General features: G+C 71.4%; 21 protein-coding genes. All 21 read right to left on the bottom strand.

Annotation, left to right across the window (positions count from 1 at the left end):
- Window position 1: 1 nt before the first annotated feature.
- The 21 genes from ACZ37P_RS21175 to ACZ37P_RS21275 all read right to left on the bottom strand — a co-directional run bounded on the left by ACZ37P_RS21175 (window position 2) and on the right by ACZ37P_RS21275 (window position 13613).
- Entirely contained in the window at window positions 2-346 is a 345-nt protein-coding gene (locus ACZ37P_RS21175) for a hypothetical protein (RefSeq protein ID WP_467348032.1), read from the bottom strand.
- Complete coding sequence (locus ACZ37P_RS21180; RefSeq protein ID WP_467348034.1) at window positions 346-1302, bottom strand: SU10 major capsid protein; 957 nt, start codon at window positions 1300-1302, stop codon at window positions 346-348. The genes ACZ37P_RS21175 and ACZ37P_RS21180 overlap by 1 nt, the downstream gene beginning before the upstream one ends.
- A gap of 52 nt (window positions 1303-1354) precedes the next feature.
- Window positions 1355-1990, bottom strand: coding sequence for a hypothetical protein (locus ACZ37P_RS21185; protein ID WP_467348036.1), 636 nt, complete (start codon window positions 1988-1990; stop codon window positions 1355-1357).
- Between the two features lie 47 nt (window positions 1991-2037).
- Window positions 2038-3090 (bottom strand): VG15 protein, encoded by a 1053-nt coding sequence (locus tag ACZ37P_RS21190; protein ID WP_467348038.1) that lies wholly within the window; start codon window positions 3088-3090, stop codon window positions 2038-2040.
- Window positions 3087-4529, bottom strand: a complete 1443-nt coding sequence (locus ACZ37P_RS21195) for a phage portal protein (protein WP_467348039.1) — start codon at window positions 4527-4529, stop codon at window positions 3087-3089. The genes ACZ37P_RS21190 and ACZ37P_RS21195 overlap by 4 nt, the downstream gene beginning before the upstream one ends.
- Window positions 4529-6181: a terminase gene (locus ACZ37P_RS21200; protein WP_467348040.1), complete on the bottom strand. Its 1653-nt coding sequence runs from the start codon at window positions 6179-6181 to the stop codon at window positions 4529-4531. The genes ACZ37P_RS21195 and ACZ37P_RS21200 overlap by 1 nt, the downstream gene beginning before the upstream one ends.
- Window positions 6182-6185: 4 nt before the next feature.
- Entirely contained in the window at window positions 6186-6722 is a 537-nt protein-coding gene (locus tag ACZ37P_RS21205) for a hypothetical protein (RefSeq protein WP_467348042.1), read from the bottom strand.
- 222 nt (window positions 6723-6944) lie between these two features.
- On the bottom strand, window positions 6945-7202 hold the full coding sequence (locus tag ACZ37P_RS21210) for a hypothetical protein (RefSeq protein WP_467348043.1): 258 nt from the start codon (window positions 7200-7202) through the stop codon (window positions 6945-6947).
- Window positions 7203-7638: 436 nt separating this feature from the next.
- Entirely contained in the window at window positions 7639-8100 is a 462-nt protein-coding gene (locus tag ACZ37P_RS21215; protein ID WP_467348045.1) for a hypothetical protein, read from the bottom strand.
- Window positions 8101-8206: 106 nt separating this feature from the next.
- Entirely contained in the window at window positions 8207-8431 is a 225-nt protein-coding gene (locus ACZ37P_RS21220) for a hypothetical protein (RefSeq protein ID WP_467348047.1), read from the bottom strand.
- Window positions 8432-8832: 401 nt separating this feature from the next.
- Window positions 8833-9024 (bottom strand): hypothetical protein, encoded by a 192-nt coding sequence (locus tag ACZ37P_RS21225; protein WP_467348048.1) that lies wholly within the window; start codon window positions 9022-9024, stop codon window positions 8833-8835.
- A gap of 28 nt (window positions 9025-9052) precedes the next feature.
- Window positions 9053-9403 (bottom strand): hypothetical protein, encoded by a 351-nt coding sequence (locus ACZ37P_RS21230; RefSeq protein WP_467348049.1) that lies wholly within the window; start codon window positions 9401-9403, stop codon window positions 9053-9055.
- Window positions 9404-9412: 9 nt separating this feature from the next.
- Complete coding sequence (locus tag ACZ37P_RS21235; protein WP_467348051.1) at window positions 9413-9559, bottom strand: hypothetical protein; 147 nt, start codon at window positions 9557-9559, stop codon at window positions 9413-9415.
- Window positions 9556-10197: a hypothetical protein gene (locus ACZ37P_RS21240; RefSeq protein ID WP_467348053.1), complete on the bottom strand. Its 642-nt coding sequence runs from the start codon at window positions 10195-10197 to the stop codon at window positions 9556-9558. The genes ACZ37P_RS21235 and ACZ37P_RS21240 overlap by 4 nt, the downstream gene beginning before the upstream one ends.
- Window positions 10194-10685, bottom strand: coding sequence for a hypothetical protein (locus ACZ37P_RS21245; protein ID WP_467348055.1), 492 nt, complete (start codon window positions 10683-10685; stop codon window positions 10194-10196). The genes ACZ37P_RS21240 and ACZ37P_RS21245 overlap by 4 nt, the downstream gene beginning before the upstream one ends.
- On the bottom strand, window positions 10682-11212 hold the full coding sequence (locus ACZ37P_RS21250; protein WP_467348056.1) for a hypothetical protein: 531 nt from the start codon (window positions 11210-11212) through the stop codon (window positions 10682-10684). The genes ACZ37P_RS21245 and ACZ37P_RS21250 overlap by 4 nt, the downstream gene beginning before the upstream one ends.
- On the bottom strand, window positions 11205-11378 hold the full coding sequence (locus ACZ37P_RS21255; protein ID WP_467348057.1) for a hypothetical protein: 174 nt from the start codon (window positions 11376-11378) through the stop codon (window positions 11205-11207). Before ACZ37P_RS21255 ends, ACZ37P_RS21250 begins: the two co-directional genes overlap by 8 nt.
- A 165-nt stretch (window positions 11379-11543) precedes the next feature.
- A complete protein-coding gene (locus ACZ37P_RS21260; RefSeq protein WP_467348059.1) occupies window positions 11544-12581 on the bottom strand; it encodes a hypothetical protein in 1038 nt (345 codons plus the stop codon).
- Entirely contained in the window at window positions 12578-13072 is a 495-nt protein-coding gene (locus tag ACZ37P_RS21265) for an RING finger protein (RefSeq protein ID WP_467348061.1), read from the bottom strand. The genes ACZ37P_RS21260 and ACZ37P_RS21265 overlap by 4 nt, the downstream gene beginning before the upstream one ends.
- Complete coding sequence (locus ACZ37P_RS21270; protein WP_467348063.1) at window positions 13069-13461, bottom strand: DUF6907 domain-containing protein; 393 nt, start codon at window positions 13459-13461, stop codon at window positions 13069-13071. The genes ACZ37P_RS21265 and ACZ37P_RS21270 overlap by 4 nt, the downstream gene beginning before the upstream one ends.
- Window positions 13458-13613 (bottom strand): hypothetical protein, encoded by a 156-nt coding sequence (locus ACZ37P_RS21275; protein ID WP_467348065.1) that lies wholly within the window; start codon window positions 13611-13613, stop codon window positions 13458-13460. Before ACZ37P_RS21275 ends, ACZ37P_RS21270 begins: the two co-directional genes overlap by 4 nt.
- Window positions 13614-13638: the final 25 nt, after the last annotated feature.

The raw sequence follows: 13638 nt of genomic DNA on the forward strand, positions 1-13638 counted from the left end.
CTCACTCCTTCGGCGTCGCGTCCCCGTACAGCTCGGCGAGCCGGTCGCGGGTCAGCGCCTCGGCTTCGGCCTGGTCGGCGCCACACCGGACCGCCCAAGCCACCCAGTCGCCCTTGGACGCGGACTTGGCCGGCGCACTGCTGCTGGCCGGAGGCTCCTGCTCGGCGGCGTCCTCGCCGACCCCGGACACCTCGGCGTCCAGCGCGCGGAGGCGCTTGATCAGCGCGGCGTCGGCCGTCTCCAGCACGCCGTGCTCGAACTGAGCCCAGATCCCGTCCTCGTCCTGGAGTACCAGGGCCGCGTACCTGCTGACGAACCGCACCGTCCCGGTGCCCGTGGCGGCCATCAGAGAAGGTCCTTGATCAGACCGTGGTAGTTCTCCGGGCCGTACTCCAGGCCCACTTCGCCGTAGAGCTGCCACTTCTCCGACGCTCCGACCTTGGCGAGCTGCTCGGCGAACAGCAGGCCCTTGCCGGGGATCTCCAGCCACACCGGAGCACACACGCTGAGGTCCGCGACGGCGAGCTGCCCGACGGGCATCCACCGGTTCGTCATCAGCCCGAACGTCCCGAAGTCGGTCACGATCGTGTCGATCGCCACACCGCCGACGGTCCGCGACATGGTCGGCTGGTTCAGCGTGGCCGTCGCGTAGGCGTTGGTGACCGCCACGCGCTGAGCCGGACCGCACATCAGAACCGTGGTGTCCTGGGTGAGCCGCGCGCCGTTGCCGAACATCGTCGCCAGGGTGGCATTGATGATGTCCTTGGAGATCGCCCGGCCGGTGCCCCCGTTGGCGTTCACGTTGGTCGTGATCGCCGGGAGCAGACCCCTGGTCTTGCGCTTCGTGGTGTTGTCGGTCGGCTTGTTGTAAGCGCCGTTCAGGAACGACATCTCGACGTCGACAGCCATGGCCTCCAGCTCGGCCATGATCTGCGTGGTCAGCTCGTCGGTGATCGGGTTGTCGTCCTGCCCGATGTTCACACCGTTGTACTGCGACGTGGCCGCCTGCCGGGTGTAGGACACCTCCACCGCAGACTGGTGGATCTCCACCAGGTTGGAGACGTTGGCGCGGGAGCGGGCGGTGCCGGTCGGCGCGTTGGCGCCCTCCAGCGCCGTGTTCCCGGCGCTGGAGCTGCGGCGGTCCATGGTCTGCCACTCGAACTCGACGCTCTTGGTGCGCCGACCGCCGGTCAGACCGCCGATCGCGGACAGGAACGGCGTCTCGGTCGGGGTGACCTGGTAGAGCTGCCCGTGGTAGTTGGGCAGGTTGTATGTCGTCCCCTGCCCGGTGACGGTCGCCATACGGCGCCCTCCTTCGTACGTTGTCGGGTCGGCGCCCGGCGACCGCCGGTGCCTACTTGGTCTCGCGGAGTTGCTGCGACTTCAACGCGATAGCGCGCCGCACGTCGCCCTTCCCCTCGGCCTCGGCAATCTGCTGCGCGAGGGTCGGTGTGCCGCCGGGACGCGCGCCCTGCGACGGGTCCGGCTTCGGAGCGGACGGGCCGCCCGCTCCGGCCGCCCAGTGCGGCTTTCGGGTGAGCAGGTCGTCCACCGCCGCCTTGATGGCGTCGGCGTCGATGCCGCCCTGGTCGGTGGTGAAGGCGCCGCCCTTCAGCGCCTCGACTGCGTCGGAGGGGTCCGCGAACTTGCCCGTCGCGAGGGCCTCTACCTTCGAGGCGACGGCGAGCTGGGTCGCCTGCGCGGCGCGGTCCTCGGCGGCCTTGGCCCGGTCGGCCAGCTTCTCCGCCTCGGTCTTCTTCGCGTCCTCGGCCGCCTGGAGCTGCGCGGCCTGGTCGGCGGCCAGCTTCTCGGCGGCCTTCGCGCGGTCCTTCCACGCGGCGAGGGCCTTCTCCCCGGCAGGGCCGAGCGCCGGATCTCCGTCGCCCGTTGCGGGCTTCGGGTCCGGTGCCGGGTCCTTCGCCGGGTCGGCCGGTGGTGTCGGGCCGCCAGCCGGGTCGGCCGGTGGTGTCGGGTCGGGGGGTGTGCTCATCAGGTGCTCCCGTTGCAGGAGTTCAGGGCCGGGGCGTTGCGCCCAGGTCAGGTCAGGTAGCCGAACCGCCGCAGCAGGCGGATCGCCTCGGAGCGGTCGCCTGCGGCCAGGCGGTAGATCTCGCCCGGCATCAGCCGCGGCGTCCGCAGGTGGAACCGGGGCAGGCCCCGCTCCAGGTCGTAGCGGTTACGGGCGAAGCGCTGCCCGGTGCGCCGTTCGGTCTCGCGGAGCATCTGCCGGTAGAAATCGCCGCGCCGGGTGGTGCCCTCCAACGTCGCCAACACCCGCCGCCCGTAGGCATCGAGCGTCTGTACCGACCGGGAGGCGTTGACGACGGAGTAAATGTCCGAGCCGTCCCGGATCGCCTGCGCCCCGCCGCGGCCGAAACGCCGGTCCTGCTCAGCGGTCGACAGCCCCCGGAAGAACGCCATCGGGTCCGTACGGCGGCCGGGCCGGGCATCGGTGGCCGGGACGCCGTAGCACTGGCACCGCTTGTGCCGGTCGAAATCCGCGTCGTACCGGTACCAGCGCCCGGCGAGGATCGCGCACCGCGAGCAGGCGCCCGGCCGGATGCACCGCACGTACCCGATGACCGTGCGGTTCGCCATCACCGCGGCGCTGAAACTCCCGCGGCCTGCATCGGCGACCTCCGAGGCCACGATGCGCCGCACCTCGAACTGTCCGGCGAGCATGGCCTCCGGCAGCGTCACCCCGCCGCCCAGCAGCGTCTTGGTACGGATCACCGGCAGATACAGCAGGCTCTCCAGATCGCGCCCGTCCGCCGCCACACCGGACAGCGCACGGGCCACCACCCTGGACGCGCCCGCCTCGTACTGCGAGGTCAGCCCGTCCGCGGCCACCATCCGGTCCACGTAGGTCTGCGCCGGAAGGGCCGCGAGCAGCTGTGCGGCAGCCAGCAGCCGTACCAGGGCCGGGCCGACGGTACGCAGCCACGACCCCGTCAGATCGCCGGTGTCCAGCGCGGCCCACCAGCGGGCCGCCTGCCGCTCGGCGGCCAGGACCGCGCGGCGCTGGCTCGCACCGTAGGCGGCGACCACCTGGGCGTGATCCTGTTCGGGGATCGACGTGGCCGCACTCACGGGACCGGCTCAGGCGCGGGCGCCGTGCGCGGCTCGGGCGCGGTGGTGAGCGCGTGCAGGTCCGCGAGCGAGGCGCGGGTCATGGCGTCCTCGTCCATCTGCCGCATCCGCTCCCGCTGCACCATCGTGTACTGCATGTCCTCGCGGGCCTGCTCGACCGGGATGATCCCGGCCTGCACAAGCTTCACCGTGGCGTCGGCCTGCTGCGCCCTGGTCGGCGTCGCCGGGTCCCGCCACACGGTCTCCAGGGAGAGCGCCCGCGGGTCCCACGTGCCGGTGATCAGCCGCAGCACCAGCCGGTTGACGGCCTCATGGCCGCCGCCGAATGCCCGCTGCTCCCTCTCGGCCCGCTTGATGATCCGGATCTCGCCCGCGCGGATGCTGTCCGCGCTGGGCGGGGTGTCCGTGGCCAGGCCGAGGAAGTGCGGAGGCAGCCCGGACACCGAAGCGACCAGCCGGGCAAGGGCGTTCAGGGTCTCGTGAAAGTTCCCCAGGCTCGCCTCGGGGAACTGGATCACGTCGGCGCCGTCGCCGTCCTCGCCGCTCTTGCGGTTCTTCGCGGTCGCCCAGATCCGGCCGGTCAGCCGCGACCACATGCTGATCTTGTTGCCGTCCGCGTCGGTGAAGTCGTCCTCGTCGAAGCCGAAGGCGACCCGTCGCGGCATCGCGTGATACTCCGCGGACACCATCATGTCCGTGGCCACCTTGCACGCGGCGTCGGACAGCGGTATCACGTCCGCCAGCTCGCTGCGGCCCTGCGGTGCGAGGATGCGGGGTCGGTTCACCAGCGGCACGACCGGCACGACGCCGAGCTTGTGCACGTCCTCGTCGGTCTGCCGCCAGGCCGCCGCCCCCACCTGGTCGTACCAGACCGTACGGTCCGGCAGGTACACGGTGGCGTGCTGGTCCAGTACGGCACCGGTCAGCGGGTCCGTCTCGTGCCAACGCTTCAACGCCGCGCGCACCTGCCGCGTCGCGGGATCCCAGTCCGCCTGCACCTGGAGCGGCGACTCCGCCGTGATCAGCGGCGTGGACGCATCGCCGTTCCGCGACCCCACGATCATGAACGCGCGGCCCATGACCATCGCGTCCACGTGCGCCTGCTGCCCGGCCTCGTCCATCGAGTTGGCCTGCCACACCCGCCACAGTTCATCGGACGTCGACTGGTCCGCGTCCGCCTCGTCAGCGGTTGAGCCGGGCACCGCGAACCGGAACCCCTCGACGTCCAGGCGTTCCTCCAGTGAATCGACCACCAGGCGGGGCCAGTTGATGACCACCTGGCGAAGCTGGTCGCCCAACTCCGCCAGCAGCTCCGGGTGCAGGTACGCCAGCGGCTGCTTTCCCTCGTAGAAGCGGTTCAGCTCCTCCAGCCGCGCCCTGCTCGCCTCGTGCACACGGGACAGATACGTCACCCAGTCATCCGGGGTCTGCGGTGCCATCAGCGCATCACCACCATTCGTCCGGGGCGTTTCGGCTTGTTCAGGCCGGCCGCGATCGCGTCCTGCCGGGCTTCCCACGACAGGCAACCTGCCATCGCACCATCCATCGACAGCGGCGACTGGTGCCGCTCCTTCTCGATCACCCACAGGGGCTGTCCGTGCTCGTCGAGCATCTTCAGCACGCGTCGGCGGGCGTTCGCGACGTGCCGCGCGTACACCGCGTCCCCGTTGTGCGTCAGCTCGCCGGACTTCATCGCGCCCTGGTAGGACCGCAGGCTGTAGGCCATCGCCTTGGGGCGGTTCGTCCACCACTCGGTGACGCGCTTGTCGCCCTTAAGGCCCTTCCAGCGGGAGACCATGCCCTCCCAGTACGGCGGGTCCAGGTACGCCCGGACCACGTCCCAAGTCTTAAACGCGGCCAGGAACGCGGCGTCGACCTCGTCCTCAGGGCACTCCCAGCCCGGCCCGCCGGGGTCGTTCGCGCCGGGCGGGCACTCCCAGATGCCCAGCGGCCACTGGAACCCCGTGGCCAAGTGCGTGGCGATCAGGGCGGTCGCGTCGCGGAACTGGGCGCCGTCGAACCCGATCGTGATCCGCTCGCCCTTCCTCGGCAGCGCCTGCTCGGGCCTCGCCAGGTCCACCCAGCGGGCCACGTCGAACGCCTGCCGCCCGGCCTGCACCCGCCGGTTGAGCCACACGCGCTCCCAGTACGCCCGGTCGGTGTCCGGCGCGTTGTACAGGGCCACGATCGCGTCGACCTGGCCCTCGAAGTCCGGCCACGCCGCGATGCTCGGCCCGCTGGCCTCCCGGACCGCTGCCCGGATCTGCTCCTCGTCGTCCAGGTCCTCGTCGACTCGGGGGGCAGCCTCGCGGTGGAAGAAGAACAGGGTTTGGTCCCGGCTCTTGCCCGCCGTGATCAGCTCGGCGAACTCGTGCGTGCCCTGCGCGACGCTGTCCTCGCCAGGCGTGTAAGTCGTCGTGGTCTCCAACGACCACGGGTCGAACAGCATGATCTTCGGGATGTTCGCCAGCATCGTCTGATGCGCCTCACGGTGCCGCGGCAGCGTGAACCGGTGCGTCTCGTCGAAGTGCTGGAACGTCGTACGCGCGCCGTCGCGCGAGTCCGGCGACGACGCGAGCGGTACCGCTCGCCCCGAGCCACCCCACCGCATGATGCGGTCCAGGCCCGGATCGAACAGATCAACGTCATCGCCCTCGGTGACCATCACGTACAAAGCCGCATAGGCCAGCTCCTCGGTCTGCTCCTCGGTGTACGCCACCATCGGGATGTACGGGTCGGAGACCGGCACTCCGACCGGCTCCCCGGCTGCGTCGAACCCGTCGCAGCGCACCGGACCGTCCGGGTGCAGCTCCGCGAACGCCACCGCGGCGGCCAGCTCGGTCTTCGCGGTGCCCTTCCGCACCGACAGGCCAACGCGCTTGAACCTACGTTTCCCGGCACGCGGATGCCCCTGCGGGTGAACCTCGTACCAGCGGTAGATCAGCGCCCGCTTCTCGGGATCGAGCACGTACGGACGGCCGCGCAACGCGCCCGGCCCGTGCACCGCCCGTTCCTCGATCAGGTCGCACACCTGGGGGCCGAGTGTCGGCCACGGCTCCTCGTCCGGCGCCGGGACCATCAGCACGGCCACGGCGTCACTCCACCACGTGCAGGGCGGCCCGCGGGTCGTCCGGCCGGCGGTTGCCCACCGGACGCCGACGCGGTCGGCCCTGCTCCGCCTCGTCGTCCGTGACCTTCCAGCGCAGCCGTAGCAGCGCCAGCGGCGTCAGCCCCAGGCGGTCGCCGATCTGACGGGCTTCCTTGGCCGCGTCGAGGTCGCCCTGCTCGGCGCGGGCTTTCCACCGGACGTACTGCGCGACCTCGCGCACCCAGCGCTGCCGCTCCCACTCCTGGGCCTGTGGCAGCGCCCACAGTTCGGCCCACACCTCCGCCTCCACCCGCTCCTGCGCGGCGAGTTGCGCCGTCAGGATGGTGGCCTCTTCGCGGGCGGCGTCCAGCTTCCGTGTCAGCGTCGTGCGCTGCCGGGCGGTCAGGTCGGGTTCTTGCAGGGACAGTTCGAGGTCGTCGGTCTTGCGCTGCGCGGTGTCGCGCCGCGTCGCGAGCACGATGTCCGGCAGCAGCGGCCATTCCGGGGCGGGTCCCTGGCGGCCGTCGGCAGGCAGTTCGACCATCGGCACGGTGGCGTTGCGCCGACGTGCATTCGGTTTCGGAGCAGGCCCCATTCCGGGCATGCTGATCACCCCCACGGTGCCGTTGCGGCACGTCGGGCGACCCGGCCGTTGCAGCCGAGCGCGATTACAGAGCGTGACTAGGACTTGGGCTGGGTCATTCCCAGACCCGTACAGATTTTTATGTCCCTCCCCGGCGGTCCGCCGCTGATCATGATCCAGGGGTCACCCCCCAGGGGTCTGGTCACCCTCCGTGTTGGCATCCGGGTCGAGCCAGACGATTCGCGTAGCACCCTGGTGGCCGTGGATCAGTTCGACCGAGGCTCGACCGCGGTCCCAGAAGACGATGCTCGGGTGCTCCCCGACCCAGCGCACAGAGGCTGTGCCGTCGGGCCAGAGAACGCCGTCGGCGACGTGGCCGGTACCGGAGACTCCGGTGACGTCGGTGTCGCGGTCGAGGTAGAAGCGTCGCGGTTCGGTCATCGATTCCAGCCTCCTGGTTGCTCGGCCGCTGTGTGGCTGCTGTGGCAGGGGCCGCACAGGCCGCGTCCGTACTGCGGATCGTCGGGGTCCTGACCGGCGTCGACGAGGTCGCGGCGGTCCTTCGGCCAGTGGTCTGCGTGTTTGCTGGGCTGGCCGCAGCGTCTGCCGCCTGCGGATTGGCAGGACGTGCAGCCGGGGCATGTGCAGACGGGATCACGGGCGAGGACGCTGGGCCGGAATCTGGTCTCGTGTTGGCCGCCGTATCCGCGTTGCCGTGCTGTCCCGCGCCGTTGTTCGGCTGCGCGCTGGTGTTCGGGGCAGCGGCTGGCCTGGGTGTAGTCGGGGCAGCCGGGCACGGAGCAGACGCGCCAGCGTGCGGCACGGGACATCAGGGTCACCTCCGTGGCATGCGCTCCCCGTGGAGGCGGTAGGCGGTTCAGTATTGATCGAGCTTGCGCCAGGGGCTGATGTGCAGGTCGGCCGCTTCTGCGTCCATGGTCTTGGTGGTCAGGTTGACGTTCATGATCGCGGCTGTGCTTGTGCCCTCGTCGGCCTGTTCGAGGATGGCGGTCCGGGATGTTTCGACGGCCCGTGACCACGCCTCGGCGGCGTCGGCGAAGTCCTGGGTGGCGGCGGGTGCCCGTTGCGCGAGCGTCGCGAGCCGGTCGTGCTCTACCTGGGCGACGAGCTGGACGTTCTCGATCTTGGCCTTGGCGTCGGCATCTTTTGCTTTGACGGCCGTGGTCTCGTCCTGCATGACGGTCTGCAAGTTGCTTACGGCGGCGGCGATGTCGGCGGCGGACTTGTCGCGCTCTGCGTTGTTGGTGTGGGACGAGCAGGCGGGGAGGCTGAGGAGTGCTGCGGCGGTGAGGGCCGCGGCGGTGAGTCGGGTACGCATCGGGCCAGAATGGGCGGACCGGTCACGCCGTGTCTGGCCTGTGACGGTGTTGTGACGTGCCAGAGGCCCCGGACATGTCGAGCCGGGGCCTCCGCTGCGTCAGTGCCTAGTTGTGGCTGTTGCCCCCTGGGCCAACCCACCAAGTCTGCTTCAGGCGGGTGGGCGTGATGTCCTGGTAGAAGGCCGGGCCGTAGTACGTCTGAGAGCCCTTGTAGCAGAGCCCCTGGCCCGTGACGGACTGGGACTGGTTCAGGTGGACCTTGGCGTAGACGATGTCGTCGCCGGCATCTCCGGCGGTCGACCAGGTGTCACCGACGCTGAGGTAAACCATCTTGACGGATCCACCGCCCGGGCAGTTGCCCAACCAGGTGGGCAGTGAGATGTAGACCCAGCTATCTGCCGCTTGGGCAGGTGCCGCGAGACTAAGGCCGGCGGCCATCAATCCGGCAGTGGCGATGGCTGTGAAGGCAGCGCGAACGCGACGCATGTGGTGTCCCCCCTGTTGGTGCGCCCGACTTGGGCATGCCAGGCATCTCACCAGCCCAGCCGGGGGGAGCGGTACGGCGCGAGAGAGCACTTCGGGGGCTTGCGAAGTGCATCGGCTCGTAGGGGGGCGTACTCGACTTGGCGGGTACGACGAAGGCCCCGGACCGTGTGGTCTCGGGGCCTTCGGGTTGTCCATCGTGCGGACATACGTCTGCGGAAAGATCGTCACACCGCTCTGACCTGGTGTCAAGCGGCAACGCGTGTCGCGAGGATGGCGAGCACGTCGTCGGTCGCGTACCAGGGCTGCCGGGCGGATCCGCCGGCGCGCGTCAGGCGGCCGCGGGCGACGAGCTGGCGGACGCCGGACAGGCCGATGCCGAGGGTGGCGGCGACCTGCCGGGCGGACATGTGACCTGGGGGTACGGACAGCGGTTCCATGCCCCCAGTGTGGATCAGCGCGGGCCTACTAAGCAGGCTTGATATCCATCCTGCCGATGGACCATGAGTCCACCTTGTCGAGGGAGATGCGCAGAAGCCCTAGCCCAGCCGAAAGCGGTACCTCGGGGCCGCGTACGAACTTGGCCTCGACGAGGTGAACGAACTCCTCCCCGAGTGAGGCACCCGCGTGGGCAAATGTCTGGGCGAATCTACTGCCCGTCTCGTTGAGCACGCCGATGTTGGCTTCCAGCCATGCCGTACGCGGCATGATTTTTCCGGTGATCACTGTGCCGCCGACGGTGAGGGTGATGTCGAAGCGCTCGTCGCTACCGTCAACGCGCTTGATGATCTCTTTGAGCAGGTTGTCGCTGTTGGTCATGAGGTGAACCTACTTGGGCGTCAGGTCGGTTGAGGTCGATTGGTGAAAGGTGCTCACCTGCCAGGGGGTGGTGTGTCCGCAGGCGGGGCGAGCCCACCAGCCGCAGATCCAGCAGTAGTCGGCGGCCAGGACGTCGTGGAGGAGGCGGCGGATCATGCGCTCTCCACCCGCTCTCCACGCGCGGAGAGCGACGGAGAATCCGGGCTCTGACCTGCGTCTCCAGGCTGCTCTCCACTGCCGCTCTCCGTGGGGGAGAGGAGAGCGGCGGCGTCGCTTCGGCGGACCCCTGAGCGGCCCGCTACGCGGCCTACGCGGAGGCTCCTCTCGACGCGCACGCCGAGGGTGCCGAGGGCGGCCCGGAGGGCGGTGTCGTCCCGCCCTTGGTGGCCGTCCAGGAGGCGCATTGCGGGGTACAGCTCGCGGAGGTGCACGCCGGGGCGGTCGCCGATGAGGGTGAGGAGCCATCGGGCGAAGTCCTCGCGGGGATCGCCGAGGGACGCCTCGCCGACGCCCTCCGACTCGGCCTCGGCAGCGGCGAGGGGGGCGCCGTTCCGGTAGGCGGCGATGAGCCAGGCCGGGGTGAGGACCCACAGCAGGACGGGGGCGGCGCGGATGATCCGTACGGCGGCGTAGCCGAGGGCGAGCACGAGCGCGGTCCGGGCGAGCGGGCCGAGGGCGGCACGCCAGCCGGTCAGGTCCGGGCGGCGCCCGGACGCGATCCAGGCGGCGAGGTCGGCACGGATGCGGCGGGCGAGGACGGCGGAGCCGGTGACGATCCGGGCGGCGTGGTTCACAGCGCCCCCTGGATCGAATCGCCGATCGAGTTCAGCGTGCCGGGCAGCCACGTCAACGCACCGACCACCCCGGCCGTCAGGCACAGAGCGGACGCGGCGAACGCCCCACGGGCGATCTTCCACTTCTCCGTCTTCCCGGCTTTCTTCCAGGTGAGGACGATGAGGATGGCGATGACGGCGACGACGCACGCCCCGGGCTGGTTCAGGCCGCCGAGCGCACTGTGTTCGACGGGGGCGGTTGTGTGCAGGCCGGTCGCGGTGGCCGTCACCTTGTCGCCGCCGATGTTCGCGGCCTGCCCGGAGTGGGCGTGGGCCCAGCCGAGAATGCCGCCGGGGCAGACGGCGGAGACCAGGCCGAGCAGGGCGCCCTTTCCGACCGGTGCGAGCTGCTTCATGTCGCGCTTGCCTGACCACCAGGGGCGGAGGTCCCAGAGCAGGGCGAGGACGGCGGCGGTCAGGCCGGCGAGGGTGAGTCCGGTGGCGGTCATCGGCTCACTCCGGTGATCCACAGGATCGGGTCGTACAGGCTCGCGGCCGACAGGGCACCGAGGGCGGTGACGGCCAGGGCGGTGAGCCGGGGCACGGTGGCGCGCCGGTAGACCAGCCATCCCGCGACGGCGAGGGCACCGATGCCGAGGGCGTAGCCGAAGCCGGGGCCTTGTTGGGTGCGGGTGGTCTGGACGCAGTACGCCCAGGTGACGGCGATGCTGTAGCGGCGGGGCAGGATCGGCGCGTAGGCGAGGGCGAGGGCGGCGGCGAGCTGCCAGGGCCGGCCGAGGCGCTGGGCCAGGGCCCAGGCGCGGTCCCACCGGGTGGGCTCCGGCTCCGGCTCGGGCAGCAGGATCTCGTGCACGTGCCGGTGGGTGATGGTGATGTCGCCCGGCGGCGGGGGTGCGGCGGGGGGCGCCGGGGGCGTGGGCGGTGTGCGCCACGGCGGGATGTCGGCCTCGGTCGGCGGACGGGGCGGCAGCTCGGCGGCGGGGATGACGCGGGTGGGCGTGATCGGGTCAGACATGGCCGCCTCGCAGCGCGAGGAAGGCGGCGAGGTACCCGCCGAGGGCGACGACGATGGCGGCGGTGGTGAGTACGGGCCGGAGGGCTCGCCGGTCGACGGCAAGGAGCCAGAGGCCGGAGATGGTCATGGCAGTGAGGAAGAGGGCCAGGCAGGCCAGGGTGAGCATGGTGATGTGCTCCAGTCGGGGTGTCCGGTCTGGGGCGCGCGCGGGTCTGCTCGCCGGGTCTGCACCGTGGTGCTCGCCGGGTCTGCTCGCCGGTCTGCGGGCTGCGTCGGGCAGCCTCGGCCAGGGCCGCGCGGGTGGCGCGGCCGTGACCGGGGCAGCCCGGCGTCAGTCGCTGTGCGTGTCTCCGTCGCGGGCGACGAGCGCGGCGTAGGCGCGGCGGACGCGGTCTTCGGCTCCGACGAATCCGGCGATCCGGAACGCCGACACGGCCTGCCGGTAGGACAGCGGCGGGTCGGTTTGGTAGCGGAGCCAGCGGAGGACGACGTCGAGGTGGGCGTCACTGAGGGGTTGGCCCGTCACGGGGACCGTCACGCCTGCGACGGCGGCGAGTTCGGCAAGTGTGACGGTGGGCTCGTCCTCGGTCTGTGTGGTGGGGGTGGCCTGCGCGACGGGCTCCGTCACGGGCGTGACGGGCTCGGCCTCGACCGACGGCTCGGCGGGCTGCTCCGGGGCGGCGGCGAGGGCGGGCGTCACGGTGGCCGTCACGGCGTCACGGTCGGGCGTGACGGCGGGGGCGAACATCGCGCTCAGGGCCGAGTCGGCACCCTCGACGAGCCGTACGCGCTGGACATCGAGCAGTTGCTCGCCGAGCGCGGTGTCGTCCTCACCCACTCGGCGGGCGAGGCGCCAGGCCCGCAGCGCCGCGATCTTGCGCACGGTCGCAAGGGGGTGCCGGGAGGCGCGGGCCTGCTCGTAGGCGAGGCGCCGTACGGCGGTGGCCGCGCGGCGTTCGGCCTCGACGTCGATCCCGGTGGTGCGTACGACGATCCGGCGCGCGAGGAGTCCGGCGCCTTCGGCGGCGGTGCACATGGCGAGCGGGGTGATGGCGTAGACGACGGTGGCCGTGATCCCGTGGGCTGCTACGGCGCCGACGGTGGCTGCGACCGCGGGCAGCGCCCACAGGCCGAGGCGTACGGGGGCGGGGGCGGACTGGCCGAGCATCGTGAGGCCGACGTAGACCAGGGCCAGGATGAGCGTCGCGCCTTCTCCGGCGGCGACGGCACCGAGCGCGGTCGAGCCGGGGAACGTGGCGCGGAGGTTGGAGAAGGTGCCGTAGGCGCCGACGACGCCGATGCCGATCATGGCGGTGGTGGCGGTGCCGAGCACGGCGGCCTGGGTGTGGGTGAGGGGGCGTCCGGTCATCGGGCACCGTCCCGGCAGACGGGGCAGCGGTGGTCGGCGATCTCGGAGTCGTGGCAGCGGTCGACGCAGGACCGGCAGAACGGGGTGTCGCGCTGTTGAGCGGCGCCGTCCCACCGGGTGTCGGCCTCGTCGAACGGGCGACGGCAGGCGGCGCACGCCGGGGGCGCGGGCGGCTCGGCGGCCTGCCACAGGGGGTAGGTGACGGGGCTGTCCTCGGTGCGCTCGCCCAGTCGCTCGGCGGCACCCGCGAGGTCGTGGCCGCGGTTGAGGATGCCGTCGAGGGCGATGCGGGCGGAGGTGGCGCGCTCGCTGAGGAGGCGGTTGCGGGCGGCCTGGTCGTCGCGTGCCCAGTGAGCGCGGGGCACGGTCAGGGCGTCGCGGATCGCGGCGAGCAGGTCGATGACATCGCTGGACAACGTGGACTCGCCCGTGGTGCGGGTGTCCTTCGCGGCGGTGTCGACGGCTGGCTCGGTACGGCTGTGCTCGGTCATCGGCCACCGCCGAGGGCGTACTCGACGCGGAGGCGGCGGGCGACCAGGCGCACGGCGTTGGCGGCCTCCAGGAGGTCCGTCACCATGCCCTCGAGCCCGGCGACGTCGTACGCGAAGTGGTCGCCGTCCAGCAGACGGGCCACGACGTGGACGGTCGAGCCGTGCGGGCTGGAGACGGGCGGGAACGGTTCCTGCCACAGCATGAGTTCGAGCAGGCGACGGGGGCCGCGGTCGGTGCCGATGGTGACGTCGATCGGGTCGCTCTCGTGGACGATCTCGGTGCGGAGGTTCGGTACGTCGTGGCCGGTGCCGCAGCACCAGGCGGGTTCGGGGATGGTGACGTCGCCGTGGTCGCGGGTGGGCACCGTGATGGTGCGGGGCGCGCTCATCGGGTTCCGCCGGTGGGGCGGATGCTGCCGGTGGCACCGGCGGGGGTGATGGTGACGCGGGTGGTGCGTCCGCCGGACTGGCGGATGAGCCCGGCGGCGACGAGGCGTCGGGGCGGGGGTGCGGGTGTGCCCGCGGGCATGGAAAGATCCATGTCAGCCGTCTCCTGGTGTAGTCAG

The organism is Streptomyces sp. NPDC024632 (assembly GCF_055559175.1).

Coding starts and splice junctions, on each gene's coding strand:
- ACZ37P_RS21255 (WP_467348057.1), bottom strand. CDS start 11,378: ATGCTCACCCTGGCCTGCCTGGCCCTCTTCCTCACTGCCATGACCATC.
- ACZ37P_RS21250 (WP_467348056.1), bottom strand. CDS start 11,212: ATGTCTGACCCGATCACGCCCACCCGCGTCATCCCCGCCGCCGAGCTG.
- ACZ37P_RS21220 (WP_467348047.1), bottom strand. CDS start 8,431: ATGGTTTACCTCAGCGTCGGTGACACCTGGTCGACCGCCGGAGATGCC.
- ACZ37P_RS21245 (WP_467348055.1), bottom strand. CDS start 10,685: ATGACCGCCACCGGACTCACCCTCGCCGGCCTGACCGCCGCCGTCCTC.
- ACZ37P_RS21215 (WP_467348045.1), bottom strand. CDS start 8,100: ATGCGTACCCGACTCACCGCCGCGGCCCTCACCGCCGCAGCACTCCTC.
- ACZ37P_RS21210 (WP_467348043.1), bottom strand. CDS start 7,202: ATGACCGAACCGCGACGCTTCTACCTCGACCGCGACACCGACGTCACC.
- ACZ37P_RS21225 (WP_467348048.1), bottom strand. CDS start 9,024: ATGGAACCGCTGTCCGTACCCCCAGGTCACATGTCCGCCCGGCAGGTC.
- ACZ37P_RS21195 (WP_467348039.1), bottom strand. CDS start 4,529: ATGGCACCGCAGACCCCGGATGACTGGGTGACGTATCTGTCCCGTGTG.
- ACZ37P_RS21205 (WP_467348042.1), bottom strand. CDS start 6,722: ATGGTCGAACTGCCTGCCGACGGCCGCCAGGGACCCGCCCCGGAATGG.
- ACZ37P_RS21235 (WP_467348051.1), bottom strand. CDS start 9,559: ATGATCCGCCGCCTCCTCCACGACGTCCTGGCCGCCGACTACTGCTGG.
- ACZ37P_RS21260 (WP_467348059.1), bottom strand. CDS start 12,581: ATGACCGGACGCCCCCTCACCCACACCCAGGCCGCCGTGCTCGGCACC.
- ACZ37P_RS21270 (WP_467348063.1), bottom strand. CDS start 13,461: ATGAGCGCGCCCCGCACCATCACGGTGCCCACCCGCGACCACGGCGAC.
- ACZ37P_RS21265 (WP_467348061.1), bottom strand. CDS start 13,072: ATGACCGAGCACAGCCGTACCGAGCCAGCCGTCGACACCGCCGCGAAG.
- ACZ37P_RS21275 (WP_467348065.1), bottom strand. CDS start 13,613: ATGGATCTTTCCATGCCCGCGGGCACACCCGCACCCCCGCCCCGACGC.
- ACZ37P_RS21230 (WP_467348049.1), bottom strand. CDS start 9,403: ATGACCAACAGCGACAACCTGCTCAAAGAGATCATCAAGCGCGTTGAC.
- ACZ37P_RS21175 (WP_467348032.1), bottom strand. CDS start 346: ATGGCCGCCACGGGCACCGGGACGGTGCGGTTCGTCAGCAGGTACGCG.
- ACZ37P_RS21180 (WP_467348034.1), bottom strand. CDS start 1,302: ATGGCGACCGTCACCGGGCAGGGGACGACATACAACCTGCCCAACTAC.
- ACZ37P_RS21185 (WP_467348036.1), bottom strand. CDS start 1,990: ATGAGCACACCCCCCGACCCGACACCACCGGCCGACCCGGCTGGCGGC.